The organism is Brevundimonas sp. C43 (genome assembly GCF_030732185.1).
Lineage (GTDB): Bacteria > Pseudomonadota > Alphaproteobacteria > Caulobacterales > Caulobacteraceae > Brevundimonas > Brevundimonas diminuta_C.
Map to the genome: position 1 here is coordinate 2,913,897 of NZ_CP132231.1, position 25,167 is coordinate 2,939,063.

At 67.9% G+C, this 25,167-nt stretch carries 25 protein-coding genes and 1 other RNA gene; 14 read left to right on the forward strand and 12 right to left on the reverse strand.

Annotated elements, in window-relative coordinates:
- Window positions 1-10: 10 nt before the first annotated feature.
- Together Q9R14_RS14605 and nth are read left to right on the forward strand one after the other, a co-directional pair.
- Window positions 11-1,342: an NAD(P)/FAD-dependent oxidoreductase gene (locus tag Q9R14_RS14605; protein WP_306002848.1), complete on the forward strand. Its 1,332-nt coding sequence runs from the start codon at window positions 11-13 to the stop codon at window positions 1,340-1,342.
- Window positions 1,339-2,085, forward strand: a complete 747-nt coding sequence (gene nth / locus Q9R14_RS14610; protein ID WP_371929731.1) for an endonuclease III — start codon at window positions 1,339-1,341, stop codon at window positions 2,083-2,085. Before Q9R14_RS14605 ends, nth begins: the two co-directional genes overlap by 4 nt.
- On the opposite strand, the gene Q9R14_RS14615 is transcribed toward nth, so the two are convergent.
- Window positions 2,082-2,570, reverse strand: a complete 489-nt coding sequence (locus Q9R14_RS14615; protein WP_306002849.1) for a MarR family transcriptional regulator — start codon at window positions 2,568-2,570, stop codon at window positions 2,082-2,084. The two genes, nth and Q9R14_RS14615, sit on opposite strands and share 4 nt — an antisense overlap.
- Before the next feature lie 225 nt (window positions 2,571-2,795).
- On the opposite strand from Q9R14_RS14615, the gene Q9R14_RS14620 reads away from it, so the two are divergent.
- A complete protein-coding gene (locus tag Q9R14_RS14620; RefSeq protein WP_306002850.1) occupies window positions 2,796-4,259 on the forward strand; it encodes a methyl-accepting chemotaxis protein in 1,464 nt (487 codons plus the stop codon).
- Window positions 4,260-4,299: 40 nt separating this feature from the next.
- Here the strand turns inward: Q9R14_RS14620 and Q9R14_RS14625 are convergent, their stop codons facing one another.
- Window positions 4,300-5,172: a transporter gene (locus Q9R14_RS14625; RefSeq protein WP_306002851.1), complete on the reverse strand. Its 873-nt coding sequence runs from the start codon at window positions 5,170-5,172 to the stop codon at window positions 4,300-4,302.
- A gap of 92 nt (window positions 5,173-5,264) precedes the next feature.
- Between Q9R14_RS14625 and Q9R14_RS14630 the strand changes: the two genes are divergently transcribed.
- Window positions 5,265-6,281, forward strand: coding sequence for an adenosine kinase (locus Q9R14_RS14630; RefSeq protein WP_306002852.1), 1,017 nt, complete (start codon window positions 5,265-5,267; stop codon window positions 6,279-6,281).
- Window positions 6,282-6,327: 46 nt separating this feature from the next.
- Here Q9R14_RS14630 and Q9R14_RS14635 read toward each other — a convergent pair whose 3' ends face one another.
- Window positions 6,328-7,458, reverse strand: coding sequence for an aromatic ring-hydroxylating dioxygenase subunit alpha (locus Q9R14_RS14635; RefSeq protein WP_306002853.1), 1,131 nt, complete (start codon window positions 7,456-7,458; stop codon window positions 6,328-6,330).
- 108 nt (window positions 7,459-7,566) lie between these two features.
- Here Q9R14_RS14635 and Q9R14_RS14640 point away from each other — a divergent pair, with 108 nt between their 5' ends.
- The 3 genes from Q9R14_RS14640 to Q9R14_RS14650 all read left to right on the forward strand — a co-directional run bounded on the left by Q9R14_RS14640 (window position 7,567) and on the right by Q9R14_RS14650 (window position 11,381).
- Window positions 7,567-8,550: an alpha/beta hydrolase gene (locus Q9R14_RS14640; protein WP_306002854.1), complete on the forward strand. Its 984-nt coding sequence runs from the start codon at window positions 7,567-7,569 to the stop codon at window positions 8,548-8,550.
- A 6-nt stretch (window positions 8,551-8,556) separates the two neighbouring features.
- Entirely contained in the window at window positions 8,557-9,180 is a 624-nt protein-coding gene (locus tag Q9R14_RS14645) for a class I SAM-dependent methyltransferase (RefSeq protein WP_306002855.1), read from the forward strand.
- Window positions 9,181-9,287: 107 nt separating this feature from the next.
- Window positions 9,288-11,381 carry a PBP1A family penicillin-binding protein gene (locus Q9R14_RS14650; protein ID WP_306002856.1) on the forward strand — a complete coding sequence of 698 codons (2,094 nt, stop codon included), beginning with the start codon at window positions 9,288-9,290 and terminating at the stop codon, window positions 11,379-11,381.
- A 69-nt stretch (window positions 11,382-11,450) separates the two neighbouring features.
- Here Q9R14_RS14650 and Q9R14_RS14655 read toward each other — a convergent pair whose 3' ends face one another.
- The 4 genes from Q9R14_RS14655 to Q9R14_RS14670 all read right to left on the reverse strand — a co-directional run bounded on the left by Q9R14_RS14655 (window position 11,451) and on the right by Q9R14_RS14670 (window position 14,559).
- Window positions 11,451-11,828, reverse strand: a complete 378-nt coding sequence (locus tag Q9R14_RS14655) for a lysozyme inhibitor LprI family protein (RefSeq protein WP_055808962.1) — start codon at window positions 11,826-11,828, stop codon at window positions 11,451-11,453.
- 58 nt (window positions 11,829-11,886) lie between these two features.
- Window positions 11,887-12,609, reverse strand: a complete 723-nt coding sequence (locus tag Q9R14_RS14660; RefSeq protein ID WP_088582653.1) for a M48 family metallopeptidase — start codon at window positions 12,607-12,609, stop codon at window positions 11,887-11,889.
- Window positions 12,575-13,855 (reverse strand): polyhydroxyalkanoate depolymerase, encoded by a 1,281-nt coding sequence (locus Q9R14_RS14665; protein WP_039244043.1) that lies wholly within the window; start codon window positions 13,853-13,855, stop codon window positions 12,575-12,577. The genes Q9R14_RS14660 and Q9R14_RS14665 overlap by 35 nt, the downstream gene beginning before the upstream one ends.
- Before the next feature lie 80 nt (window positions 13,856-13,935).
- Entirely contained in the window at window positions 13,936-14,559 is a 624-nt protein-coding gene (locus Q9R14_RS14670; RefSeq protein WP_088582654.1) for an SCO family protein, read from the reverse strand.
- Window positions 14,560-14,603: 44 nt separating this feature from the next.
- Between Q9R14_RS14670 and Q9R14_RS14675 the strand changes: the two genes are divergently transcribed.
- Together Q9R14_RS14675 and Q9R14_RS14680 are read left to right on the forward strand one after the other, a co-directional pair.
- Window positions 14,604-16,070 (forward strand): ActS/PrrB/RegB family redox-sensitive histidine kinase, encoded by a 1,467-nt coding sequence (locus Q9R14_RS14675; protein WP_306002857.1) that lies wholly within the window; start codon window positions 14,604-14,606, stop codon window positions 16,068-16,070.
- A gap of 89 nt (window positions 16,071-16,159) precedes the next feature.
- Window positions 16,160-16,714, forward strand: coding sequence for an ActR/PrrA/RegA family redox response regulator transcription factor (locus tag Q9R14_RS14680; RefSeq protein WP_055754444.1), 555 nt, complete (start codon window positions 16,160-16,162; stop codon window positions 16,712-16,714).
- Between the two features lie 9 nt (window positions 16,715-16,723).
- Here Q9R14_RS14680 and Q9R14_RS14685 read toward each other — a convergent pair whose 3' ends face one another.
- Together Q9R14_RS14685 and ffs are read right to left on the reverse strand one after the other, a co-directional pair.
- Complete coding sequence (locus Q9R14_RS14685; protein WP_306002858.1) at window positions 16,724-18,559, reverse strand: DNA polymerase III subunit gamma/tau; 1,836 nt, start codon at window positions 18,557-18,559, stop codon at window positions 16,724-16,726.
- Between the two features lie 137 nt (window positions 18,560-18,696).
- An RNA gene (gene ffs / locus Q9R14_RS14690) (signal recognition particle sRNA small type) lies at window positions 18,697-18,792 on the reverse strand.
- Window positions 18,793-18,839: 47 nt separating this feature from the next.
- Between ffs and nudC the strand changes: the two genes are divergently transcribed.
- On the forward strand, window positions 18,840-19,760 hold the full coding sequence (gene nudC, locus Q9R14_RS14695) for an NAD(+) diphosphatase (protein ID WP_306002859.1): 921 nt from the start codon (window positions 18,840-18,842) through the stop codon (window positions 19,758-19,760).
- A gap of 293 nt (window positions 19,761-20,053) precedes the next feature.
- Here the strand turns inward: nudC and Q9R14_RS14700 are convergent, their stop codons facing one another.
- Window positions 20,054-20,776: a 3-deoxy-manno-octulosonate cytidylyltransferase gene (locus Q9R14_RS14700; RefSeq protein WP_306002860.1), complete on the reverse strand. Its 723-nt coding sequence runs from the start codon at window positions 20,774-20,776 to the stop codon at window positions 20,054-20,056.
- Window positions 20,777-20,918: 142 nt separating this feature from the next.
- Between Q9R14_RS14700 and Q9R14_RS14705 the strand changes: the two genes are divergently transcribed.
- Entirely contained in the window at window positions 20,919-21,653 is a 735-nt protein-coding gene (locus Q9R14_RS14705) for a cytochrome c family protein (RefSeq protein ID WP_039244051.1), read from the forward strand.
- 72 nt (window positions 21,654-21,725) lie between these two features.
- Here the strand turns inward: Q9R14_RS14705 and Q9R14_RS14710 are convergent, their stop codons facing one another.
- On the reverse strand, window positions 21,726-22,340 hold the full coding sequence (locus Q9R14_RS14710; RefSeq protein ID WP_306002861.1) for a malonic semialdehyde reductase: 615 nt from the start codon (window positions 22,338-22,340) through the stop codon (window positions 21,726-21,728).
- Between the two features lie 156 nt (window positions 22,341-22,496).
- Between Q9R14_RS14710 and Q9R14_RS14715 the strand changes: the two genes are divergently transcribed.
- Both Q9R14_RS14715 and recR read left to right on the forward strand, forming a co-directional pair.
- Window positions 22,497-22,826, forward strand: coding sequence for a YbaB/EbfC family nucleoid-associated protein (locus tag Q9R14_RS14715; RefSeq protein WP_039244052.1), 330 nt, complete (start codon window positions 22,497-22,499; stop codon window positions 22,824-22,826).
- Entirely contained in the window at window positions 22,826-23,428 is a 603-nt protein-coding gene (recR, locus tag Q9R14_RS14720; protein ID WP_091751010.1) for a recombination mediator RecR, read from the forward strand. The genes Q9R14_RS14715 and recR overlap by 1 nt, the downstream gene beginning before the upstream one ends.
- A gap of 5 nt (window positions 23,429-23,433) precedes the next feature.
- Here recR and Q9R14_RS14725 read toward each other — a convergent pair whose 3' ends face one another.
- Window positions 23,434-23,796 (reverse strand): hypothetical protein, encoded by a 363-nt coding sequence (locus tag Q9R14_RS14725; protein WP_306002862.1) that lies wholly within the window; start codon window positions 23,794-23,796, stop codon window positions 23,434-23,436.
- A 120-nt stretch (window positions 23,797-23,916) separates the two neighbouring features.
- Between Q9R14_RS14725 and Q9R14_RS14730 the strand changes: the two genes are divergently transcribed.
- Complete coding sequence (locus Q9R14_RS14730) at window positions 23,917-25,134, forward strand: DNA recombination protein RmuC (protein ID WP_306002863.1); 1,218 nt, start codon at window positions 23,917-23,919, stop codon at window positions 25,132-25,134.
- Window positions 25,135-25,167 lie beyond the last annotated feature (33 nt).

Here is a 25,167-nt window from a genome sequence, read left to right on the forward strand (position 1 = left end):
TCCTGACGCCATGAACGCCCGCATCTCAGCCTCCCAGCCGCTGCCGTCTCAGGTCGATGTCGTGGTGATCGGCGCAGGCTCAGCCGGCATCGCCGCCGCGCGTCGTCTGCTGCGGCCCGGCCTGTCGGTTCTGGTGCTCGAGGCTCGCGACCGGATCGGGGGGCGCGCCTGGACGGTTCGGGCCGAGGGCGAAGGGCTGGATATGGGTTGCGGCTGGCTGCATTCGGCGGACGACAATGTGCTGGCCGGACGGGTCGAGGCCGAGGGGCTGACGCTGGACCAGACCCCGCCGCCCTGGCGCACCCAGGCCTTCGACCACGAAATGACCCGCGCGGATCAGGCCGCGTTCGGCGAGGCCTTCGCCGCCTTCGATCAGCGGGTGAGAGAGGCGGCGTCGCTCGTCCGCGCGGGTGTGGGTGAGGATCGCCCGGCGTCGGACTTCTTCGATCCCGACAGTCGCTGGAACCCTCACATCGACGCCATCTCGGGCGCCTTGAACGGCGCGCGGTTCGCCGAGGTGTCCAGCCTGGATTACGACGCCTATGGCGACACCGGCGTGAACTGGCGGGTGCGCGAAGGCTATGGCCGGCTGATCGCCCGGCTGGGACAGGCTGTTTCGTCCATCACGGTCACGGACTGCGCTGTCAGCCGCATCGACCGTTCCAGACCGGTGCTGCGGCTGGAGACCAATCGCGGTGAACTGACGGCGCGGATCGTCATCCTGACCGTGCCCAACAGCCTGATCGCCGGCGAGACGATCCGCATCGATCCGCCGGTTCCAGCCCTGCTCGAGGCGACGGCGAGCGTGCCGCTGGGCCTGGCGTCCAAGGTGCATATGACGGTGCGCGGCGCCGGCGATTTCCAGCCCGACACCCAGCTGTGGACCCGCACCGACACGGCCGAGACCGGCGGCTATCACCTGCGGCCGTTCGGGCGGCCGATGATCGAGGCCTATTTCGGCGCCGACCTCGCCTGGGGGCTGGAGGCGCAGGGGCCGGCCGCCCTGTTCGACTTCGCCGTGTCCGAACTGGTCGCGGCCCTGGGGTCGGACATGCGCCGGCGGCTGGAGGCGGTCTCGGTCAGCGGCTGGGGCGTCGATCCCTGGTCGCGCGGGGCCTATTCGCACGCCTTGCCGGGCCATGCGGCGGACCGGGCCAAGCTGCGCACGTCGGTCGAGGACCGCATTTTCCTGGCCGGCGAGGCGACTGCGCCGGTCTATTACGGCACGGCACACGGCGCATGGACGGAGGGCGAGCGCGCCGCCGACGCAGCCTTGACCGCCCAAGCGCTCAAGGGCCTGGGTCTTGACCCGCGTCGCCCCGGGGACGACAGCGAGGCATGAAGCCCGCCAAGGCCAAAAAGCCCGCCGCCAAGCCTGCCAAACGCCCGGCCGTGATGACCGGTGCGGCCATCCCCGTGCTGCGCTGGCCGCCTGACGAAGACCGTGTCGAGGCGATCTTCGAACGCCTGTCCGGCATCATGCCGGAACCCAAGACCGAGCTGGATTTCTCCAATCCCTTCACCCTGGTCGTCGCCGTCGCCCTGTCGGCCCAGGCGACCGACGTCTCGGTCAACAAGGCGACCGAGCGACTGTTCAAGGTCGCGGACACGCCGGAGAAGATGCTCGCCCTGGGCGAGGAGGGGCTGATCCCTTACATCGCCTCCATCGGCCTTTATCGCGGCAAAGCCAGGAACGTCATCGCGCTGAGCCGCATCGTGCTGGACCAGCATGGGGGCGAGGTCCCGCTGAACCGCGCCGATCTTCAGGCCCTACCCGGCGTGGGGCGAAAGACGGCCTCGGTGGTTCTGAACGAACTGGGGATAGAGGCGGCCATCGCCGTGGACACCCACGTCTTTCGCGTCTCGCATCGGCTGGGCTTGGCCAATGCCGGAACGCCGGACAAGGTCGAGGCCCAGCTGTTCAAGGTCGTGCCGGAGGACTGGCTGCCCAAGGCGCACCACTGGCTGATCCTGCACGGCCGCTACACCTGCACGGCGCGCAAACCCAAATGCCTGTCCTGCATCATCGCCGACCTGTGCCCGTCGCGGGCGGGCCTGATGGCGCTGGGCGAGGCGGCGGGCTAGATCCCCGGAGCGGCGTCGGGGCCGTGGGTCAGCTTCTCGGCCAGGGCCTTCAGCACGCGAAGTGCGGCAGCCATATCCTCGTCCGAAACGCCTTCAAACATTCGTTCGCGCATGGCTGCGGCATGGATCTCGAACGCCTCGATTTCGGCGCGCCCGGCCGGCTCCATCTGGATCAGCCATGACCGGCCGTCTCCAATCATTCGACGCCGGCTGACCATGCCGTCTTTCTCGAGTCTTTGCACCAGACGGGTCAGGGACGCGCCGGACAGCTCCATCCTGTTCGCCAACTCCGAAAGCGTCAGGCCCTTGGGCTCGTCCGCCAGGAAATAAAGCACCAAGGTCGGCGCGCCCGTGTGTCCGGACTCTCGGAACAGATCGGCGACACGTAACCTCCATCGCTTGGCCGTCACCATCAGCGTCATGGCGACGTCGAGCTGAAGGGCGCTGCGCTGATCTGACGACAGCAGGTGGGGGCGTTGCGACAAATATGACCTCATGGAACCAGCGGGCGGCGTAACGGCTTTAAGGCGGCTAAAGCTAGACCGCAGAGGAATATTCTCCCCCAGGTTGAGCCTTTAGCGCGCTAACCATGCTGACACCTGATTTAAAGTGTTGATGTGGCATTAACGTTCATCTCAGCACGAAAGATTTTTGCATTGCGCCTTTTCGCCAAAACCAGAGATGACAAGACGCTCAACGAGCTGCGCAACATGATGGCTGCCGTCAGTCGCTCTCAAGCAGTCATCCAGTTCGATCTGGATGGCGTCATTCTGGAGGCCAATCAGAACTTCCTATCGGTGGTTGGATATGAGCCGGCTGAGATTGTCGGACGTCACCACAGGATGTTCGTCGATCCGACTGAGGCGCAGACACCGGCCTACGCCGAGTTGTGGCGAAAGCTGAACGCCGGCGAGTTCGTGGCGGACAAGTTTGTGCGCTACGGCAAGAGCGGCCAGCGGGTGGTGATCGAGGCCAGCTACAACCCGATCCTGGACAGCGACGGGCACCCCTACAAGGTCGTCAAGTTCGCCACGGACGTGACCGCCGTGGAAGAAGAGCGTGAGCGCCGCGCCGAGGCCGATCGTCGGGCCGCCCAGGTCCAGGCCGCCGTCGTTGAAGGCACGGCCAGGGGCTTGTCGGCCATGGCCGCCGGCGATCTGTCCTATCGTATCCAGGACGACTTCCCGGGCGACTACGCCGTCCTTCGCGACAATTTCAACCAGGCCATGGCGACGCTGGATCAGGCGCTGGGCGTAATCGGTGTCAACGCCGGGTCGATGCAGTCGGGCGCACAGGAGATCGGCAGCGCCGCCGAGGATCTGTCACGCCGCACCGAACAACAGGCCGCCAGTCTGGAGGAAACCGCCGCCGCGCTGGACCAGATCACCGCCACGGTGCGCAAGACGGCTGAGAACGCCCAGGCTGCCGATACTGTCGTGACCCAAGGCCGGACCCAGGTCGAGACCGGCGGCGCGGTGGTACAGAAGGCCGTCGCGGCCATGGGCGAGATCGAACGCTCGTCCAACGAGATCAGCCAGATCATCGGCGTGATTGACGAGATCGCCTTCCAGACCAATCTCCTGGCGCTGAACGCCGGCGTCGAGGCCGCCCGTGCGGGCGAGGCCGGCCGTGGCTTCGCGGTCGTGGCCTCCGAAGTGCGCGCCCTGGCCCAGCGGTCGGCGGAATCGGCCAAGGAAATCAAGACGCTGATCTCGGCCAGCTCCACCCAGGTCAAGGACGGGGTGGTTCTGGTGCGGCAGTCGGGCGAGGCCCTGACGGGTATCGCCGGCCGCATCGAGGAGATCACGACCTTGATGAGCGAGATCCGCGCCTCGACCCAGGAACAGGCGGTGGGTCTGGCCGAGGTCAACACCGCCGTGAACCAGATGGACCAGGTCACCCAGCAGAACGCCGCCATGGTCGAGCAATCGACCGCCGCCAGCCTGAGCCTGAGCCGCGAGGCCGCCGAACTGGCCGAACTGGTCGGCCGCTTCGAAACGAGCAAGGTCGCGGCGGCGCCGACGCCGATTCACTCCGCCCCCGTCCAGCAGATGAAGGCGCGCGTCGAAAGCTTCGCCCGCGCCCACGCCGCGCCTGCGCGCGCCCGCATGGCGGCCGGCGGCGGCGGGCGGGCCGCTGCGGCCGCCGTTCAGTCGGACTGGGAAGAGTTCTGAGCTCCAGGCCCGGTTCGGCCGCGGTTCAGCACGAGGCGGCCTAGGTCTCCAGTCGCGCCTTGACGGCCTCGGCGAAGCCGGCGCCGTTCGCAGGGTCGTGGTCCAGATAGAAGTCCGGCTCGATCAGTTCGGCCTCCATCAGCACCCATCGGCCGGCGTCGTCGCGGGCCATGTCGATGCGGGCATAGAGCAGCGGTTCGTCGATGGCGGCCAGCACCTGCTCGGCCAAGGCCATCGCCGCCGCGTCCGGCGTCACGGCCCTGTACAGGCCGCCGAACTGGACCTGGATGCGGAAGTCGCCGGCCACGGGCCGCTTATTGACCGCATGGCTGAACCGGCCGCCGAAGAACAGCAGCGAGGTCTCGCCCTCGGTCTCGATCGATTTCAGATAAGGCTGGATCATCGCCGCGCCCTCGGGCGCATCGCTCAACACCTCGCCCGGCGTCAGGCGCAGGGTGCGAAACGCCCCGGCCGACACCGTCGGCTTGACGACCAGCACCGGCGCGCCCGTCTCGGCGAAGGCGGCGTCCACCTGATCCTGGGTCACGCGGTCGGTCCAGCGCGTCTGCGGGATCGGCACGCCCTTGTCCGCCAGCCGCGCCAGATAGGCCTTGTCCGAGTTCCAGCGCAGCACCTCGGCGGGATTGGCGACCGCCAGATCGGCCTCGCGCCACGTCGCGCAGGCCTTCAGCCAGCGCCCATGATCGCGGTGATAACCCCAGGCGATGACCGGCAAGATCAGGTCATAGGCCTTGAGGCCCGACGCGTCCTCGACATGATCGCTCCAGGGCGTGGCCGTGACCGTCGCGCCCGTGCTCTCCAACGTCGCCTTCAACCGCTCCAGCACCTCTGGCCAGCGCCCGACATAGGTCTTGTCGGCGGGATCGGGGGTGAGGACGGCGATCTGGGTCATGCGGTCCTCATAGCGAAGCGACGCAAAGCATATAAGGGCTTCCTTATGTGATTTCGGGTGACGTGCGGGCGTTGACCGGCTAAGGCGCGACCATGACCCAGAACACCGCCCAATATGATGTCTGCGCCGTCGGCAACGCCATCGTCGATGTCCTCAGCCCCTGCGACGCCGCCTTCCTGACGGCCCAGGACCTGGCGCCCAACTCCATGCAGTTGGTCGACGCCGAACGCAGCGCCGCCCTGTATGACGCCATGGCGCCGGGCGTGGAGGCCTCGGGCGGATCGGCCGGCAACACCGTGGCGGGCGTCGGCTCGTTCGGCGGCCGCGCGGCCTATATCGGCAAGGTCGCGGACGACACCCTGGGCCAGGTCTTCACCCACGACATCCGCGCCGCCGGCGTCCACTTCGACACGCCTGTCCTGACGGGCGGGGCGGACCAGGGCTTCGGCACCGGCCGTTGCCTGATCAACGTCCTGTCGGACGGGGCGCGCACCATGGCGACCTTCCTGGGCGCCGCGAACCAGCTGTATGCCGACGACATCGACGAGGCCCTGATCGGCGCCAGCGAGATCGTCTATCTGGAAGGCTATCTGTTCGATCCGGCGCCCGCTCGCGCCGCCTTCGAACGCGCCGCCGCCGCCGCGCACAAGGCCGGCCGCAAGGTGGCCATCACCCTGTCGGACACCTTCGTCGTCGCCCGCTGGCGCGCCGAACTGCTGGACTTCATCACCCAGTCCGCCGACATCGTCCTGGCCAACGAAGCCGAACTGGGCGCCCTGTTCGAAACGGATGATTTCGACGCCGCCGCCGCGAAACTGGCCGCCATCGTCGAGATCGCCGCCGTCACGCGCGGCGAGCACGGCTCGGTCGTGATCAAGGGCGACGAGCGCGTCTTCGTCGCCGCCTATCCCGTCGCCAAGGTCATCGACACCACCGGCGCCGGCGACCAGTATGCCGCCGGCTTCCTCCTGGGCCTCGCGCGCGGCCTCACGCTGGAAGAGGCCGGCAAGCTGGGCTCGCTGGCGGCGTCAGAAGTCATCGCCCACTGGGGCCCCCGCCCGATGATGAAGCTGGTCGATCTGGCTTCCGAGCACGGGCTGAAGCTGTAATAACCCGATGTCTCCTCCCCACGATGTGGGGAGGAGGCGTTCGTCTTCAGCTTTTCCACCTCAGCGTCACAGGCTGGATCGGATTGACGAACGGCCGATGCTCGGCGCGGCTCCTGGCCCATTCGCGCTTCAGCTGCTGATACCATTTGGCCTGTTTGTCGGCGTCGTCGATCCAGATCAGGGCGGGGTCGTAGCGCAGGCCCTCGTTCTGCAGGTTCACCATGCCGCCGTCCTGTTTCAGAAAGGCGACGACCCCCATGCGCAGGAAGGGTTTGGCCAGGCCGAACACCCAGTGGTCGGACCAGAAGATCTGGGTGATCCGCGTCTTGGTGTCGGTGATCGGCGTCAGGCAGGTCAGGGCCAGCACCTGTTTTTCGCCCACCTGAATATGCTCCCAGCGGAAGCCCGGCAGGCGGAAGGTGATCTCGGTCGCGGGCGCCCCGCCCAGGATCTTGTAGAGGCGGCTGTTCGACGAGGGCGCATGGCGCACCATGGCCCAGCCGAATTCGGTCGGGGCGAAGGCCTTGGATTTCTCGTGCATCGAATGCTCGGACCGCCACCACCATTGCTGGTGGACGTAGGGGCCGTGGGCGGGGTCCATCAGGCCCACGACGGCGTGGTCGATATGGCTGTCGAAATCCATCGCCTCGACCAGCTTGGCCTCGCCGCCGACCACGCCGGGGAAGACCGGCGGCTCATGGTCCGGCTCCATCGGATTGCGGGCGTCCGACGCCATCCAGACGAAGACGATGCCCTGGCTCTCGCGCACCGGATAGGACCGTACGCGGATGCGGTTCGCCTCGAACGCCTGATCCTCGACCAGCGAAGGAATGGCGGCGCAGACGCCGTCGGGACGGAAGCGCCAGCCGTGATAGGGACATTCGACCGTCTCGCCCTCGCCGGGCTTTTCGACCAGCTTGCCCGCCGACAGGGGCGCGGCGCGGTGGGGACAGATGTCGCGCATCGCATAGACCTGGCCGGCGCGGGTGCGGCCGATCAGCACCGGCTCGCCCATGATCTCATAGCGTTTCAGGCTGGCCGGGGCGACGTCGCGGCCCAGGGCGACGAAATACCAGGCGTCGGTGACGAACCCCTTGCCGAACGGCTGCGCGCCGGCTTTTGAAGGGGCGGGTTCGACCTGGGGGGACTGGACGGGAGCGGCGTCGGCGGGCTTCATGCCGACTGTCTATCAGAGCCGCGCGGCGCCTGTCTCATGTCACCTGACAGAGAACTTTACATATCAAAGTCTGCGCGGCATAAGCGGGCGTCAAAGGGGAGTTTGATCATGACCATCGCATCCATTCTGAACCGCACCGTCGGCGCCGCAGCGGCCGCCGCCCTGCTGTGTGTCGCACCCGCCGCCCTGGCGCAGGACGGGCATGGCGTCCACGCGGAGGCGGGTCACGCCCACGGCCACCAGCATGCCGATTTCCAGTCCGACCGCATCCATGTCCGCGTCGATGGCGACATGGATGGTCGCGACATCATCCTGATCCCCGGCCTCAGCTCGTCGCCCGAGGTCTGGCAGGGGACGGTGGATCATCTGACGGCGCAGGACGGCGTGGGTTGGCGTGTGCACCGCATTCATGTGCAGGGCTTCGCCGGTGCGCCGGCCGAGGGCAATGCGCAGGGCGCGACCCCTTCGCCCGTTGCCGCGCCCGTCGCCGAAGAGATCGCCCGCTACATCCGTGAAAAGGGCCTGACCAAGCCCGTCGTCGTCGGCCATTCGATGGGCGGGACCATCGGCATGATGCTGGCCGCGCGCCATCCCGATGCGGTCGGCAAACTGATGGTCGTGGACATGATTCCCTTCATGGGCGCGATGTTCGCCGCGCCGGGCGCCTCGGCCGAAAGCGTGACCCCGGTTGCGGACCAGATCTGGGCTGCCCAGGCCAACAGCCCGCGCGAGGCCTACGTCGCCCAGGCGACCGCCAGCATCAACGGCATGATCAACACCGAAAGCCGTCGCGCCGAGGCGTTGGAAGACATGCGCGAAAGCGACCAGAAGGTCTCGGCCGCCGCCTTCCACGAACTGATCACGACGGACCTGCGTCCCGAACTGTCCAGGATCACCGCCCTGACCGAGGTGGTGTACGCCAAGTTCAACGATCCGCGCATGACGCCCCAGATCACCGACAGCATCTATCAGATGTCCTATGCCGGCCTGCCGGGCGTGACGCTGAAACGGATCGACGACAGCGCTCACTTCATCATGTTCGACCAGCCCCAGGCCTTCTACGCCGACCTGGACGCCTTCGTGGCGAAATAGGCCGTCGTGACCCATCCGTCCGCGAAACGCATCGTCGGCCTTTATCGAAACAAGGCCGACGACTGGATCCGGGATCGGGGCGCGACCCTGTATTCCGGCGACGGCGGGTTGGACGAAGCGATATGGCTGGACCGCTTCGTTGCGGACTTGCCTGCAGGCGCATCTACTCTGGACGTCGGCTGCGGTTCGGGCTGGCCGATTGGGGCCGCCCTGCTGGAGCGGGGACATCAGGTGACGGGCATGGATGCGTCGCCGGGCCTGATCGCCCATGCCCAGGCGACGCTGCCGACAGGCGTGTGGTCCGTGGCGGATATGCGCGATGCCTTTCCGCCGGGTTCGTTCGACGGCGTTCTGGCCTGGCACAGTCTGTTTCATCTCAGCCCAGATGATCAGAGCAGGGTGCTGCCGAAGCTGGCCGCGGGCGTCGCCGAGGGCGGGCGGCTGATGTTCACCTCTGGTCAGGCGCACGGCGAGACCATCGGACAGTGGCGGGGCGAGCCGCTTTATCACGCCAGTCTGGACCCGGAGGCCTATCGCGCCCTGCTGGCCGACGCCGGATTGCGCGTCGAATACGATGGGGCGGAAACCGGCGTGTGGCTGGCCCGGCGCGCCTTTCTTTCGGCGAAATAGCCGCTCACGATCCCGTGAAGTCGGCGGGACCGTTTCGGCGGGCGTTCATACGCGATACACAGCCGATGAACGAGAAACTCGCCCAGCGCGGCATCTGAAGGACGGACATGGCGGGACCGGTGAATGCGGGCGGACCACAGGCGCAGGGCAAGCCCCGTCGGTCGGCCCTGGGACGGTTGTTCTACTGGAGCGCCGTGCTGGCGGTCTGGGGGCTGATCTTCCTGGTCGTCTTCTTCGCCGTCTTCGCGCGCGGCCTGCCGGACACCTCCAGCCTGTATCAGGTCGATCGCCAGCCCTCGATCACCTATCTGGATCGCAATGGGGCGCTGATCGCGACGCGAGGCACCCAGATGGCGCCGCCCGCCGATCTGGACGCCCTGCCGGACTATGTGCCGGCCGCCTTCATCGCGATCGAGGACCGGCGCTTCTATCACCACCCCGGCTTCGACCCCGTCGGCATGATGCGGGCGATGGCGACCAACGTCCGCGCCGGGCGGGTGGTGCAGGGCGGCTCGACCCTGACGCAGCAACTGGCCAAGAACCTGTTCCTGACGCCCGACCAGAACATGCGCCGCAAGGTGCAGGAGCTGATGCTGGCCGTCTGGCTGGAGATGAAATTCTCCAAGAAGGAGATCCTGGCCCTGTATCTGAACCGGGTCTATTTCGGCGCCGGCGCCTATGGGATCGAGGCGGCGTCGCAACGCTATTTCGACAAGTCGGCCAAGAACCTGACGGTCGGAGAGGCCGCGCTGCTGGCGGGCCTGCTGAAGGCGCCCTCGCGCTATTCGCCGGTGTCCGAGAGCGAGCGCGCCGCCGCCCGCGCCACCGTCGTGCTGAACGAGATGGAAGAGGCCGGCGTCATCACCGCCGCCCAGCGCGAACAGGCCGTGACCCAGCCGGTCATCGTCTCGCGCACGCTCGCGACCCAGCACGCGCAGTATTTCATCGACTGGCTGGACAAGTCGATCCGCAGCCTGGTCGGCGAACCGACCGAGGACATGGTGGTCGAAACCACCCTGGACCTGACGCTGCAGACGGCAGCCGAGCGGTCGGTGCGCCGCATCCTGGATCGTGACGCGGGCAAGGGCGTGCAGCAGGCGGCCCTGGTCGCGCTGGACGGCGACGGCCGGGTGCGCGCCATGATCGGCGGCTCCTCCTATGCCGACAGCCAGTTCAACCGCGCCGTCGACGCCAAGCGCCAGGCGGGTTCGGCCTTCAAGCCGTTCGTCTATCTGGCGGCGATCGAGGCCGGCTATACGCCCCAGACCCCGGTGGTCGATCAGCCGATCACAATCGGCAACTGGTCGCCCCGCAACTATTCCGGCACCTTCAGCGGAAACATGACCCTGGCCCAGGCCGTGGCCCAGTCGACCAATACGGTGGCGGCCTATGTCGCCGATCAGGTCGGGCGCGACAGCGTGGCGCGCGCCGCGCGGCGTCTGGGCATCGAAAGCCGCATCGGTCTGGAGCCGGCGATGGCGCTGGGCGCGGTCGAGGTCTCGCCGATCGAGATGGCCACCGCCTATGACGCCTTCGCCAATGGCGGCCGCCGCGTCGACGCCTATGGCATCAGCCGCATCCGCACGCCCCAGGGCCGCGTCATCTATCAGCGCCAGTCGGGCCAGAGCGGCCAGGCGATCAACAATCCGTCGCTGTACTACATGAACCAGATGCTGCGCGGCGTGGTGACCAGCGGCTCGGGTCGGTCGGCGGCGATCTCGGGCCGCGACCTGGCGGGCAAGACCGGCACGACCTCGGATTACAAGGACGCCTGGTTCGTCGGCTATACCGGCGGCTTCGTCACCGCCGTCTGGGTGGGCAAGGACGACAACACCGCCATGCGCGGCGTGACCGGCGGCTCGTCGCCCGCCGCCATCTGGAAGGGCTTCATGGAGGCGGCCCTGCCGCGCCTGGACGCCCCCGCCATCCCCAACGGACCGCCGATGCCCGAGGGCTGGGTCGCGCCCGATCCGGTCGGCGATCTGATGAGCGGGCTGGACCAGAACGGCCTGCCCATCGAACCTGTCGATCCCTTGGCTGGCGAACCCTATGTCCCGGACGACCAGGCGCCGATGCAGCCGCCGTCGCCGCAGCCGTCCAGACCGGCGTCCCCCAAGGGCAGCTATCGCGATGCGCCGAACCCGCAGCAGCCCGAAGGCCGTCCAGCGCCGGAGCGAAAGGGCGACGCCCTGTTCTTCTGATCGCGACGCCAACGGCGCAAAAAAGGGAGGCGACCCGGCGGTCGCCTCCCTCTGCATTTCAGGCGTGGGTCAGCGGGGGCAGGACAGGTCGCCTTCCTGACATTGGCTGAGGGTCCGCAACTGGCGTGTCCGCTCCGTCGTCAGACGCGCAAGGCAGGTCGAATGCACCATCGGATAGGCGGAACCGCCCTGAACGCCGGAGGCCTCAAACCGGCATTGCTGGTCGCGGAAGCTGATCCAGGTGCGTTGGGCGGTGCGCAGCAGGGTGCGGCTGGCGGGCGACAGTCGTCCCATCGTCGTCGTGTACTGGCTGTTCAGCGCCCGATCGGCGCGCTGCAGTTCCTGAGCGGCGTTGGCGTTCATCGTGGCCTGCGACTGGGCGCTGGCGGACGAGGCGGCGGCAGCGGCGAGGCCGAGCGCGATCGATAGGGTGATCATCGTTTTCATGGGGCGTTCCTGAGTGGACGGGCCATGCTGAAACGCGCCCGGACGCCGGGGTTTCCGCCTAGCGCCCCACGGCGTGAAGGGCGGCGCCGTAATCCTTCAGCCATTTGCGCCAAGGCTTGTGATCCCCGACCAGACGTTGGACCACGGACCAATAGGCCGGGCTGTGGTCGGCGTGGACCAGGTGGGCGACCTCGTGGGCGGCGAGGTAGTCGATGACCGGGGGCGGGGCCATGATGACGCGCCAGGAGTAGCGGATGGTGCGGTTGTGCGGGCTGCACGAGCCCCAGCGCGACCGGGTGTCGGCGATGCCCATCTTTACCGGGCCCTGGCCCAGCGCGCGCAGATGGTGGTCGGTGCGTTCCAGAAGCGTATCGCGCGCCTCGCGCTTCAGCAGATTCTCGACGCGGCGGGCGTAGGCCTCGCCCTCGCCGCCCGAGCGGATGATCGTCCCGTCCTCGACCAGGCGTGCGGCGCCCGCGCCGGGCACGGCCTCAAGCCGCACGGGCCTGCCGCGCAGGGAGATGACCTGGCCCGGTTCCAGCGGGCGGCTCTTGGGGCGGACGGCCAGGCGTTCGCTGATCCAGACGGCCTTGGATCGGGCGAAGGCGACAGCCTGGCTCAGGCCGCGCTCGGTCGGGGCGATGACCACGGCCTCGCCGGCGCGCGCGTCGATCCGCACCGACAGACGCCGGGCGCGCGGATTGACCGACAGTCTGAGGACGGGACCGGCGCCGGCCCCGCTTTCGTCAAGCGGCAGCCGCTGACCGTTGCGGTACGCCACCGGCGGCCTCGTTCTGGGCGATGAAGTCGCGCACGCGGGGATAGATCTCGTCACGGAATCGACGGCCGTTGAACACGCCGTAATGGCCCACGCCCGGCTGGACGTAGAGGACGCGGCGATCCTCGGGGATATTGGGGCACAGGCCGTGCGCGGCCTGGGTCTGGCCGACGCCCGAGATGTCGTCCTTCTCGCCCTCCACGGTCATCAGGCCGATGTCGGTGATCCTGGACAGATCGACCTTGCGCCCGCGATGCTCCAACAGGCCCCGCGCCAACAGATGCTGCTGGAAGACGATGTCGATGGTCTGGAGATAGAACTCCTCGGTCAGGTCCAGCACCGACAGATATTCGTCGTAGAATTCCTCGTGCTTTTCGACCTCGTCGCCGTCGCCCGCGATCAGGCTGGTGAAATAGTTCCAGTGGGCGTCGCGGTGGCGATCCTCGTTCATCGACATGAAGCTGTAGAGCTGGACGAAGCCCGGATAGACGCGCCGCCCGAAGCCCGCATAGGGCAGGGGCACCGTGTGGATCATGTTCGACTTGAACCAGGTGAAGGGCTTTTCCTCGGCCAGCTGGTTCGTCACGGTCGGCGACAGGCGCGCGTCGATGGGCGACCCCATGAAGGTCATCGACAGGGGACGGTTTTCGTCCTCGTCCTCGGCCATGACCGCGCCGGCGGCCAGAACGGGCGGGCCGGGCTGGCACACGCCGACGACGTGCGCGCGGCCGCCGATCTCGGCCAGCATCAGCCGGACGTGGTCGATGTAGTCGAAGAAGTCGAACCGGCCCTCAAGCATCGGCACTTGGCGGGCGTTGACCCAATCAGTGACATAGACGTCGTGGTCCTGAAGGAAGGCCTCGACCGTGCCGCGCAGCAAGGTGGCGTAGTGGCCCGACAGCGGGGCCACGATCAGGACTGCCGGGCCAGAGGCGGGCTTTTTCGCGCGCTTCAGATCGCCGATGTTGCGGGCGAAGCGAACCAGGCGGCACCATGGGCTCTGCCAGATCACCTGTTCGGTGGTGCGCACCGGCTTGCCGCCGATGTCGATGGTTTCCAGCTTCCAGGCCGGCTTGCCATAGCGCCGCGTCACGCTCTCGAACAGTTCGGCCGAGGCGTAGGCCGTGCGGCCGATGGCGGTGTCGGCCGCCGGGTTGAAGGGCGAGGTCCAGAAGCTGCGGGCCAGTTGCGCGCCGACCCGGAACGGCAGGGCCGACTGGTAGGCGAGTTCATGAAAGGCGTAGAGCATGACGATCCGATACGGCCGAGCGCCGTTTGTGCAGGGCAACATATAATGCATCACCCTGCAAAAGGATTATGGGATCGCCGCTAACCCCGCGCCATCGCCTGTTCGATGATCCTGGTCGTCTTGTCCGGCCCCATTCCATAGGCGACGGCGGTGCGGAACTTTCCGTCAGGGCCCATCAGATAGACGGTCAGGGAATGGTTCATCGTATAGCCCTCGCCCTCGCCGACCTTCTGATAGAAGGCGCGGTAGGCCTTGGCGGCCGTCGCCACCTGTTCGGGCGTGCCCGTCAGGCCGATGGTCCCCTTGGGAAAGCCGTCGGACGACAGATAGTCCTTCAGCGCCTGGGGCGTGTCGCGTTCAGGGTCAATGCTGACGAAGACGATCTGCAGATTGTCCGCCTTGTCGCCCAGCCGCTGCTGCACCGCGCCCAACTCGGCCAGGGTGGTCGGGCAGAACTCGGGGCAGTAGGTGAAACCGAAGAAAACCAGGCTCCATTTGCCGTTCAGCATCGTCTGATCGACGGGCCGCCCATCCTGATTGACCAGTTTGAAGTCGCCGCCGACCAGGGGTTGGCCGGTCGACGTCACCTCGGCGCCGTCTGACGTGGACGTCCTGCCGCTGACCACCACGACGGTGATGATGGCGAGCGCCACGGCGATGGCGATGCAGGCGCCCGCGAACAGCAGGATGGAACGACGCGGCATGACGGCCCCTCACGAAACGGATGTGATCGGTCTATAGAAGGCGTGTGACCTCGACAGAAGCCCGCATGGCGCCGCATGGCGTATCCTCTTCGGAGCCGTTGAACGGCTGGAGCGATGCGCCGCGTCGCGGTCGGGGGTTTTCGCTGCGGACCCTGATCGTTCTGCGCTGGCTGACCATCATCGGCCAGAGCGCGGCGATCCTGACGGCGCATCAGGGGCTGCATTTCCCCCTGCCGCTCTGGCCCTGCCTGATCGTGATCGCCATCAGCGCGGCGGTGAATGTGGGGGCCATGGCGCGGGTGCGCCGACTGGAGGCCAGCCTGCCGGACGGGCGCACGACGGCGATCCACCTGGGCTTCGACATCTTCCAGCTGGGCGTGCTGCTGGGTCTGACCGGCGGGCTGGAGAACCCGTTCTGTCTGCTGCTGGTGGCGCCCGTCACCATCGCGGCGGCGGCCCTGCCGGCGCGTCAGGCCCTGATGCTGGGCGTGCTGGCCCTGATCGCCGTCGGAGTGCTGTTCTTCTGGTCCGAACCCCTGCCGTGGCGGCCGCACGAAAACTTCCACCTGCCGACCCTGTATCGCCTCGGCATGGCCATGGCTTTGGTGACCGGCGTGGTCTTCACCGCCGGCTACGCCTGGCGGGTGGCGGCCGATGCGGAGAAGCTGGAACTGGCCCTGGCGACCACCCAGGACGTGCTGCAACGCGAACAGAGGCTGGCGGCGCTGGGCGGACTGGCGGCGGCGGCGGCGCATGAGCTTGGCACGCCGCTGGCGACCATTCAGGTGGTGGCCAAGGAGCTTCAGCGCGCCTCGGCCCCCGACAGCGACGCGGCCGAGGATGCGGCTCTGATCCTGCAACAGGCTGAACGGTGCCGGGGCATCCTGACCCAGCTGTCGCAGCAGCCCGAAGGCGATGACGCCCTCTATGCCGACGTCTCGCTGAAGGCTCTGCTGGAAGAGGTGGTGGAGCCGCACCGGGGCTTCGACCTGGCCTTTGACGTTCTGGTCAAGACGCCGCCGGGTCAGCCCGCGCCGCGCGTGCGCCGGATGCCCGAGGTGATCCACGGCCTGTCCACCCTGGTCGAGAACGCCGCCGATTTCGCCAAGACGACGGTGCGGGTCCAGGCGGTGGTGGACGCCGGCTGGATCGAGATCGAGATTCTGGACGATGGGCCGGGCTTCGCGGGCGACATCCTGCCCCGGCTGGGCGAGCCCTATGTGACCAGTCGGCCCCAAGGCAAGGCGCGCCAGGCCCTGGCCGCCCAGATCGCCGCCGCCGCCCGACCCTCCAAGCCTCGCGCCCCCGTATCTGGAGTGATCGAGCCGCCTATCGCTCCCAGCCAGGGCGGCATGGGCTTGGGCTTCTTTATCGCCCGCACCCTGCTGGAACGGACAGGGGGCTCTGTCAGCGTGGGTCAGGGCCTGCCGCAATCGGACGCCAAGGGTTCACTGCGCGGCGCGCGCGTGGCGGTGCGCTGGGCGCGGCCGGCGCTGGAGGTCGCGGCATGAGCGGATTGGGTCGAAGCGTCGCAGGCGGAACCTTGGCCTTGACCCGCGCGCTACCCGTCCCGACTTGAAGCGGCAGGAGAGAGAAACGCATGTCAGAACTCGAAGCCCGCATCGCCGCCCTGCCCGACAAGTCCCTGCTGCTGCTGGATGACGACCAGGCCCTGCGCACTCGGATGGGGCGGGCGCTGGAGGCGCGCGGTTTTCAGGTGACGACCGCTGAATCCGTGGCCGAGGCGATGCAGCTGTTGCGCGACAAGGCGCCGGCCTTCGCCGTGCTGGACATGCGGCTGGAGGACGGCAACGGCCTGAAGATCGTCGAGGCGGTGCGCGAAAAGCGCGAGGACGCCCGCATCGTCATGGTGACCGGCTACGGCGCCATCGCCACGGCGGTCGCGGCGGTCAAGGCTGGAGCCGTCGACTATCTGTCCAAGCCCGCCGATGCGGACGACGTGGTCAAGGCCCTGCTCGCCACAGGCGATTCGCCCGAACCGCCCGAAAACCCCATGAGCGCCGACCGCGTGCGCTGGGAACATATCCAGCGCGTCTATGAACTGTGCGACCACAATGTCTCGGAGACGGCGCGCCGCCTGGGCATGCACCGCCGCACCCTGCAACGCATCCTGGCCAAACGCGCGCCGCGATAGGCCGAACCCTCAGTCCTCGTCGTCGTCCTCGACCACGTCGGGGATTTCCGGGGTGACCACGGTCGGGGCGATAGTCTTGATCTCGCCCAGCTTGGCGCCGGGGAAGGCCTGGAGCACCGCTTGGACGAAGGGATTGGCCTCGACCTCGGCCCGTTCGGCGGCGCGGGCCTTTTTCTGAATCTCGATGACCGTCTCGGCCCCGCCCTGGCCGTTGGCGGCGATCAGCCAGGTGCGGCCGGTCCATTCGCGCAGGCGGGCCGACAGCTTGCGCGCCAGTTCGATGGGCGCGCCCTGGACGCTTTCATAGACGATGGCGCCGGGCTTGAACGAGACGGGCTTCACATACCGCTCCACATCCATCTGAAGCCCGACCTCGCGCTTCTCGCCGATCAGGGCGACGACCTGTTCGAAGGTCTGCGGATCGGGCAGGGCAGGCGCCATCACCGGCCGCGCGGCCAGCTGCGCCGAGGGTCCCCCGCCGCCGCCTCCACCGCCGCCACGCGGGGCCGATCCGCCGCCGATGGGTTCGCCGGACTGCAGCCGCTTCAGCGCTTCTTCCGGTCCGGGCAGGTCCGCGGCATAGGCCAGGCGCACGATCGCCATTTCCACCGCATCGGCCGGATTGGGCGCGCGCCGCACCTCGTCCAGCGCCTTCAGCAGCATCTGCCAGGTGCGCGACAGGGTCGCCGCTGGAATGGCCGCGCCGAGGGCCGCCAGCTTCTGCGCCTGATCGTTGGGCAGGCGCGTCGCGTTCGGACCCAGCATCTTGGCGACCGAGGCGGCGTGGCAATGTTCCAGCAGGTCGTTGGTCACCTGCACCGGATCGGCGCCGAAGCCATACAGGGTGCGGAAGCTCTCCAGCGCCTCGGGCGTGCGGCCGGCCATGACGCTTTCGAACAGGGCGATGGTCTGGGTCCGGTCGGCCAGGCCCAGCATGTCGCGCACCGTCTCGGTCTTGACCGTCTCGCCGCGCTCGGCCTGGACCAGGGCCTGATCCAGCAGCGACAGGCCGTCGCGCACCGACCCCTCGGCCGCGCGCGAGATCAGGGCCAGGGCGTCGGTCTCGATCTTCATGCCTTCGCGGTCGGCGATCCGGCCCAGATGCTCGACCAGGATCTCCGGCTCGACCCGACGCAGGTCGAAGCGCTGGCACCGGCTCAGGATCGTCACCGGCACCTTGCGGATCTCGGTGGTGGCGAAGATGAATTTGGCGTGGGGCGGCGGCTCTTCCAGCGTCTTCAGCAGGGCGTTGAACGCCTGCGTCGACAGCATGTGGACCTCGTCCAGCACATAGACCTTGTAGCGCGCCTCGACGGGCGCATAGCGGACGCTTTCCAGAATGTCGCGGATGTCGTTGACGCCGGTGTGCGACGCCGCGTCCATCTCCATCACATCCATATGCTGGCCGGCCATGATGGCGGCGTCGTGCCGGCCGTGGGCGGTCAGGGTCAGCGACGGCTTGTCGATGACGTCGGTCTCGTTGTTCAGGGCACGGGCCAGAAGGCGGGCGGTGGTCGTCTTGCCGACGCCGCGTACGCCGGTCAGCATGAAGGCGTGGGCGATCCGGCCCGTGGCGAAGGCGTTGGTCAGGGTGCGCACCATCGCCTCCTGACCGATCAGATCCTCGAAGGTGCGCGGCCGGTATTTGCGCGCCAGCACCTGATAGGCGGCGCCGTCATCGACGTGGGCCGCGACTTCAGCCGGGGCCGGCTTGACGACAGGCGCGGCGACCGGCTCTGCCGCTGCGGCCGGCGCGCCGAACATGTCGTCGGTGTTCTCGTCGCGCGAGGCGACGTCGTCCTCTTCCCAGGGCGGGCCGTCGAGATTCGTATCGCTGTCCGTCATGAGCGGAAGTCTTACAGCGGCTGAGGGGCGGGAAGAAGCGATTCCCATCAGCCTTCTCCACTTGGGGAAGAAGGAAGGCGCACGCCCGCGCTCAAGCAGCGAGCGACCGCGTCGCGAGAGTTAGCGCACAAGAAAGGAGAAAGTAGAGACCGCGACCCGAAGGGGAATTCGTTGTGGCTGCTGCCTTCCGGCCCTGACCAGATTGGCGAAGCCTTCGCCCGCGATCTCCAAGCGGAGATATGACGGGTGCGAACGCCGGAATCAAGAGCTACAAACCCGCATGGCCCATCAGAACACCTTCGCCGGCAATCCGCTCGATCGGGCCGGCGACCTGAGGAATGATCCCGACTGGCTGGCCGAGCAGGCCGCCAAACCCTACGCCCAGGCCCTGGCGCTCTGGGAAGGACGGCCGCTGATCGAGGAGACGGGCGAGGGGCCGAGGCTGGCATGGCTGCAGATGCGCCATGCGCGCACCCTCGTGCGGGATCGCGAGGCGTTTCTGGGCCTGTGGAACGACGAACCCGTCTTCGCCATCGAGTTCGAAGGCTCCATCGATCCGACCGAAGGGCCGCTGGCCGGGCTGGGCGCCTTTCAAGAGATGCGTGCGGCGGCGGCGATCCTGCCGGCGGCGGATGCGGCCATGGCCGGCGGGGCCAAGAGCCTGTTCGACTGGCGACGCAAGCATGGCTTTTGCGCCAACTGCGGCACGCTGAGCGAGACGGCGTCGGGCGGCTGGAAGCGGATCTGCCCGGCCTGCGGGACCGAGCATTTCCCGCGCGTCGATCCGGTCACCATCATGCTGCCGGTCTACAAGGGCGGGGCGGAGCCCATCTGCCTGCTTGGCCGTCAGGCGGCCTGGCCTGCCGGGCGGATGTCGGCCCTGGCCGGGTTCCTGGAACCGGGCGAATCCATCGAGGAGGCCTGCGCCCGAGAGGTGAAGGAGGAGGCCGGCCTGACCGTGATTTCCACGGCCTATCACTCCAGCCAGCCCTGGCCCTTTCCGTCGCAACTGATGATCGGCCTGATCGCAGAGGTGTCGGACGATCAGGCGCAACCGGACCAGACCGAGCTGGAAGCCGTCGCCTGGCTGACGCGGGCCGAGGCGCGCGCCGTGCTGGCGGGCGAGCATCCGAGCATTCAGGCCCCGCCGCCCTTCGCCATCGCCCACAGCCTGATGCAGGCCTGGGTCGAGGAGGCCTGACGACTGCCTCACCCTTCCCGCAACGGGGAGGGAGGGCATTCAATGACTTTCCATCCTAACCCAGAGAACGAATCGGCGTCGTTTCAGGGGTTTACGGCTTCGCGTCGACCGTCTGCCATACAGGGCCCCGGCCCGGCCTATGATGCCGACGGGTCTTTGACATCGTCACGCGACCAGCGTCGCAAAAGGAATTGCACCGGTACAATTCGGCGCAAACTATTCCTGAATAAAAACAGTCTTGTCTGCCAAAATTGCACGCCATTGCACCATTTTCGCCGGGTGCAATTCCGGCGTCAGACCAGCGCCCGCGCCGCCTCCAGGTCCGCCGGATTGTCGACGGACAGGGGCGCTTCATCGATGACGGCGGCCCAGATCTGCATGCCCATTTCGAGCGCACGCAGCTGCTCCAGCTTCTCGCGCTTCTCCAGCGGCGACGGCGGTTCAGCGCAGAAGCGGTTCAGCGCCTCTCGGCGATAGCCATAGACGCCGATGTGGCGCCAGACGGGCGCGTCGCCATACAGGGTCGAGCGCGTGAAATAGAGGGCGCGCGCCTGGCGTTCGCCTTCGCCCAGGGCCAGCACCGCCTTGACGACGTCCGGATTGGTCCGGTCCGACGGCTCGGCCTCGGCGGCGACCAGGGTGGCGATGTCGCAGGTCGGCTCGCCGTGCAGAATGGCGGCGCAGGCGACGGCCAGACCCGGGCTGGCGAAGGGCATGTCGCCCTGAACGTTGATGACGGCGTCGAAGTCGCCCTCTGGGTCGATGGCGTCCACGGCGGCGCGGATGCGGTCCGAGCCCGACGGCAGGGCCGGGTCGGTCAGGACGGCGCGGCCGCCTGCGGCTTCCACCGCCTCGACGATCTCGGGATCCCCGGCGGCGACCACGACCGGCAGGCCCGAGGCCTCGGCCTGGCGATAGGCGCGCACGATCATCGGCGTGTCGCCGATCAGGGCCAGCGGCTTGTTCGGCAGGCGGGTGGCGGCCATGCGAGCCGGTATCATTATCAACGGATTCATCGGCTTCCCTGACGCCTGTCTGGCCCGTCGCGCGTTGGGCCGGTTGCGAAGGCGGCGCTACCGTGCCAGAGACGCCAAAGCAAGATTATGTCCGGGGCGTGTTTTCGAGGGGCCCGGCCGGCAGAGGGAAACGACCAGGCGTATGAGCGGCGATCTTAAGTGGAACAAGATTTTCGGCGCGGCTCTGGGGACGGCGTTCGTCATCCTGGTCGTCCAGCAGGCCTCGGGCCTCGTCTATCATTCGGAAGCGCCCGAAAAGATGGGCTATTTCGTCGATGCGCCGGAAGAAGCCGCCGGGGGTGAAGCCGCCGAACTGGCGCCCGACTGGGGCACGGTGCTGCCGACCGCCGATCTGGCCGCCGGCGAGGCCGCCTTCGCGCGTTGCCAGGCCTGCCATGACGCGCATCAGGGCGGCGCCGACAAGATCGGTCCGAACCTGTGGGGCGTGGTCGGCGGTCCGGTCATGCACCGTCCGGGCTTCGCCTATTCCGACGCCATGGCCAAGCATAAGGCCGAGGCGCCGACATGGGGCTATGACCAGATCAACAGCTTTATCACGGCCCCGGCCAAATATGTGCCCGGCACCAAGATGTCCTTCGCCGGCATCCGCGACACCCAGACGCGCATCAATCTGATCGCCTGGCTGCGCACTCAGGGCTCGGGCGGCTTCGCCATCCCGGCGCCGGATCCCACCCGTCAGCCTGGCGCGGCCGCGCCGGCCGCCGGCGCGCCTGCGACGGGCGAGGCCCCGGTGACGGAAGGCGCTGCGGCGACCGAAGCGACCGGCACCACCCCGGCTGCCGGCGCGCCCGCCGCGTCTCAAGCGACCCCGGCGGCCCCGCCCGCCGCGACGGCGTCTGCGCCCCCCAACACCTGATCGTTCCGGCGATGAACGACTAAAGGGCGGCCCGACGGGCCGCCCTTCTTCGTTTCGGGCCGACAGTTCGGCTCAGAGAATCTGCGCGGCCTCGTCGAACGACAGGCGCGGCGAGCGTGGAAACAGGTTCTCGTCCGAGCCATAGCCGAGATTGAGGATATAGTTCGGCTCGACATGGCTGTCGGGGAAGAACTCGGCCTTCACGCCGGCGGCGTCGAACCCGGACATCGGCCCGACATCCAGGCCCAGGGCGCGGGCGGCGATGGTCAGATAGCCGCCTTGCAGCGAGGCGTTGCGGAAGGCGGTCTCACGCCTGGCGGCCTCGTCGGCGAACCAGGCCTTGGCGCCCGGAGCGTGGGGGAACAGGGCCTCGAGATGATCGTGGAAGTCCATGTCCTGACCGACGATCACCGTCACCGGGGCCTGCTGCGTCTTGTCGCGATTGCCCTCGCTCATCAGCGGAATCAGGCGGGCCTTGGCCTGGGGAGACGTGATGAAGACGAAGCGGGCGGGCGACCCATTGACCGCCGTGGGCCCGAACTTGGTCAGGTCATACAGCTTGTGCAGCAGTTCCGGCGCGACGGGGCGGTCGGTCCAGCCGTTGCGCGTACGCGCCTCGGTGAACAGTTGCGACAAGGCGGCGTCCGACAGCGGGACGTCGCGTTGATGAGTAGCGTCATAGGCCATGGGGTGCGTTCCTGACTTAAATAGCAACGAGTACGGGTGCTAATTAGGGTGTTTTGAAACAGCCGCAAGCGCCAATCCCGAAAGGCTGGGTTTCGATATCGCGCACCGCGCACAACCCCTCTGTCGCACGGACTTGGTTCGCCCTATCTAGAGGGCATGAAAGATCTGACCCAACTGATGCAGCAGGCCCAGGCGATGCAGCAAAAGCTGCAGGACGCCCAGGCCAAGATGGCGGAAACGATCGCCGAGGGTTCTTCCGGCGGCGGCCTCGTCTCGGTGTCCCTCAAGGGCCCTGGCGAGATTACGGCCATCAAAATCGACGACAGCCTGCTTAGCCCGGGCGAGGGCGAGATCCTGGCCGATCTGATCGTCGCCGCCCATGCCGACGCCAAGCGCAAGCTGGATGAGCAGAACAACGCGCTGATGCGCGAGGCCGCAGGCCCCATGGCCGGGATGAACATTCCCGGAATGCCGAAACTGTTCTGATGGCCGCCTCCGCCGGGCCGGAGATCGAACGGCTGATCTCCCTTCTCGCCAAACTGCCGGGCCTGGGTCCGCGCTCGGCGCGGCGTGCGGCGCTGGCGCTGTTGAAGCGACGCGAGCAGTTGCTGGTCCCGCTGGCTGCGTCGCTGGCCGAGACGGCCGAGAAGGTCGTGTCGTGCTCGGTTTGCGGCGCGCCGGATACGCGCGACCCCTGCGCCATCTGTTCAGACGGATCGCGCGACAATGGCCTGATCTGCGTGGTCGAGGAGGCCGGCGCCCTGTGGGCGATGGAGCGATCCGGCGCCTTTCGGGGCAAATATCATGTGCTGGGCGGACTGCTGTCGGCTCTCGACGGTGTCGGGCCCGAGCATCTGCGGGTTACCGAACTGGTCGGGCGCGTGAGGGGCGGGGGCGTGCGCGAGGTCGTGCTTGCCCTGCCGGCCACGGTCGATGGCCAGACGACCGCCCACTATGTCGCCGAGCGGATCGCCGGTCCGGATGTGGAGATCACCTCGCTGGCGCGCGGGGTGCCGGTCGGCGGCGAACTGGATTGGCTGGACGACGGCACCATCGTCCAGGCCCTTCGCGCCCGCCGCCCGGCCTGACCGAGTTAGTTCGAAGGAACCGTCGGGGCGTTGACGTTCGGCGCTTCGCCCGTCGGGGTCGGCACGGCGCGCCCCGTTTCATCCGTCGGCGCATCGGCGGCCGGCGGCGTCTGGCTGTCGCCGACGAAGGCCTGGGTTTCGGCGGCGGCCGCATCGGGCCCGGTCTCCGCGTTCTTGGAATCGAACGCGCCGTTGGTCACGAACCACAGGCCCAGCAGCAGAATGGCCGCCGCCAGCGTCGAGATCGCCAGGATGACGGCGATGCGCGGGTTCTTGCGGCCGCTGCGCACCAATTCGGCGTCGACCGGCCGGCCGTCGTGCACCGCATCGGCGGCGGTGTCGTGGCGGTGGGGCTTTTCCGGGGTCATGGGCGGGTCCTTCGTGCAAATGGCTGAGACACCAACGTCATCGCAACGGCGACGTTCCGGACAGGCGGCGCCGGACCGGCCCCGCTTCTCATTGACGGCGACTCCCGCTAGGAACGGAGCATGAACATGCTCGTGCCGATCCTCACTGTCCTGGCCGCCGCCTTCGCGGGCGGTTTTCTGTGGGCCTATATGGGCTGGCAGAAGACGAGCGGCGCGCTGGCGGCGGCCGAGGCCCGCATCGATCTGGTCGAGGAAAGCCGTGTGACCATGGGCGAACTGCTCAAGGCCCAGGCCGCGCAGTCGGCCCAGGTCGTGGCGGATCAGATGGTCAGCCGCGCGACCGAGACCTTCCGCGCCCAGGACCAGCTGGCGCGCGAGCGGATGGCCGCCCAGCTGAAACCCGTCGCCGACACCCTGACCAAGTTTCAGGAGCATGTCGCCGCGCTGGAGAAGACGCGGTCAGAAGAGACCGGGGGCCTGCGTGAGCAACTGGCCCAGCTGATGACGGCCTCGTCCGCCACGCGCGACGAAGCGCGCAAGCTGACCGAGGCCCTGCGCGGCAATACGGGCCGTCGCGGCCGCTGGGGCGAGCAGACCTGCCGCAATGTGCTGGAGGCCGCCGGCATGGCGGGTCGGTTCGACTTCACCGAACAGACCTCCAGCGCCGACGACGAGGGCCGTCAGAACCGACCCGACTTCATCGTCCGCCTGCCCGGCGGCGGCATGTTCGTGATCGACGCCAAGGTCCCGCTGGCCTTCGACGACGGGGAGGGCGACGAGGAGGCGCGCGCCCGCTCGGTCGGCCTGCGCACCGCCGCCAGCCTGAAGACCCATGTGCGCCAGCTGTCGTCCAAGGCCTATCAGGACCAGTTCAAGCCCAGCCCGGATTTCGTCGTCCTGTTCGTGCCCGGCGATGCGTTCCTGGCCACGGCTCTGGACCACGAGCCGGACCTGATGACCCAGGCGATGGCCTCGCGCGTCGTCATCGTCACCCCTTCGACCCTGTTCGCCCTGTGCAAGGCCGTGGCCTATGGCTGGCGCGCGGAAGAGCAGGCGGCCAACGCCGACAAGGTCGCCGCCCTGGGCCGCGAACTCTACAAGCGGCTGTCGGTCATGGGCGGGCATGCCTCGGCTGTCGGGCGCGCGCTCGATCAGGCGGTCGGCAAATACAATCAGTTCGTCGGCTCGCTCGAGAGCCAGGTCATGGTCTCCGCCCGCCGGTTCGAGGACCTGCAGGTCGATCACGAGGGCAAGGCCTTGCCGGATCTGACGCCGGTCGAAACCGCGCCCCGCGCCATCGCCCGTCCCGAACTGATCGCCGCCGCCAAGGTCGAATAAAAAGTCTCGGCGTGGAAAGGGCGCTTGACAGCG

Excerpts from the sequence above, each read along its gene's own strand:
- Q9R14_RS14605 (WP_306002848.1), top strand. The coding sequence starts at position 11 with ATGAACGCCCGCATCTCAGCCTCCCAGCCGCTGCCGTCTCAGGTCGAT.
- nth (WP_371929731.1), top strand. The coding sequence starts at position 1,339 with ATGAAGCCCGCCAAGGCCAAAAAGCCCGCCGCCAAGCCTGCCAAACGC.
- Q9R14_RS14620 (WP_306002850.1), top strand. The coding sequence starts at position 2,796 with ATGATGGCTGCCGTCAGTCGCTCTCAAGCAGTCATCCAGTTCGATCTG.
- Q9R14_RS14625 (WP_306002851.1), bottom strand. The coding sequence starts at position 5,172 with ATGACCCAGATCGCCGTCCTCACCCCCGATCCCGCCGACAAGACCTAT.
- Q9R14_RS14630 (WP_306002852.1), top strand. The coding sequence starts at position 5,265 with ATGACCCAGAACACCGCCCAATATGATGTCTGCGCCGTCGGCAACGCC.
- Q9R14_RS14635 (WP_306002853.1), bottom strand. The coding sequence starts at position 7,458 with ATGAAGCCCGCCGACGCCGCTCCCGTCCAGTCCCCCCAGGTCGAACCC.
- Q9R14_RS14640 (WP_306002854.1), top strand. The coding sequence starts at position 7,567 with ATGACCATCGCATCCATTCTGAACCGCACCGTCGGCGCCGCAGCGGCC.
- Q9R14_RS14650 (WP_306002856.1), top strand. The coding sequence starts at position 9,288 with ATGGCGGGACCGGTGAATGCGGGCGGACCACAGGCGCAGGGCAAGCCC.
- Q9R14_RS14655 (WP_055808962.1), bottom strand. The coding sequence starts at position 11,828 with ATGAAAACGATGATCACCCTATCGATCGCGCTCGGCCTCGCCGCTGCC.
- Q9R14_RS14665 (WP_039244043.1), bottom strand. The coding sequence starts at position 13,855 with ATGCTCTACGCCTTTCATGAACTCGCCTACCAGTCGGCCCTGCCGTTC.
- Q9R14_RS14670 (WP_088582654.1), bottom strand. The coding sequence starts at position 14,559 with ATGCCGCGTCGTTCCATCCTGCTGTTCGCGGGCGCCTGCATCGCCATC.
- Q9R14_RS14680 (WP_055754444.1), top strand. The coding sequence starts at position 16,160 with ATGTCAGAACTCGAAGCCCGCATCGCCGCCCTGCCCGACAAGTCCCTG.
- Q9R14_RS14685 (WP_306002858.1), bottom strand. The coding sequence starts at position 18,559 with ATGACGGACAGCGATACGAATCTCGACGGCCCGCCCTGGGAAGAGGAC.
- nudC (WP_306002859.1), top strand. The coding sequence starts at position 18,840 with ATGGCCCATCAGAACACCTTCGCCGGCAATCCGCTCGATCGGGCCGGC.
- Q9R14_RS14700 (WP_306002860.1), bottom strand. The coding sequence starts at position 20,776 with ATGAATCCGTTGATAATGATACCGGCTCGCATGGCCGCCACCCGCCTG.
- Q9R14_RS14705 (WP_039244051.1), top strand. The coding sequence starts at position 20,919 with ATGAGCGGCGATCTTAAGTGGAACAAGATTTTCGGCGCGGCTCTGGGG.
- Q9R14_RS14710 (WP_306002861.1), bottom strand. The coding sequence starts at position 22,340 with ATGGCCTATGACGCTACTCATCAACGCGACGTCCCGCTGTCGGACGCC.
- Q9R14_RS14715 (WP_039244052.1), top strand. The coding sequence starts at position 22,497 with ATGAAAGATCTGACCCAACTGATGCAGCAGGCCCAGGCGATGCAGCAA.
- recR (WP_091751010.1), top strand. The coding sequence starts at position 22,826 with ATGGCCGCCTCCGCCGGGCCGGAGATCGAACGGCTGATCTCCCTTCTC.
- Q9R14_RS14725 (WP_306002862.1), bottom strand. The coding sequence starts at position 23,796 with ATGACCCCGGAAAAGCCCCACCGCCACGACACCGCCGCCGATGCGGTG.
- Q9R14_RS14730 (WP_306002863.1), top strand. The coding sequence starts at position 23,917 with ATGAACATGCTCGTGCCGATCCTCACTGTCCTGGCCGCCGCCTTCGCG.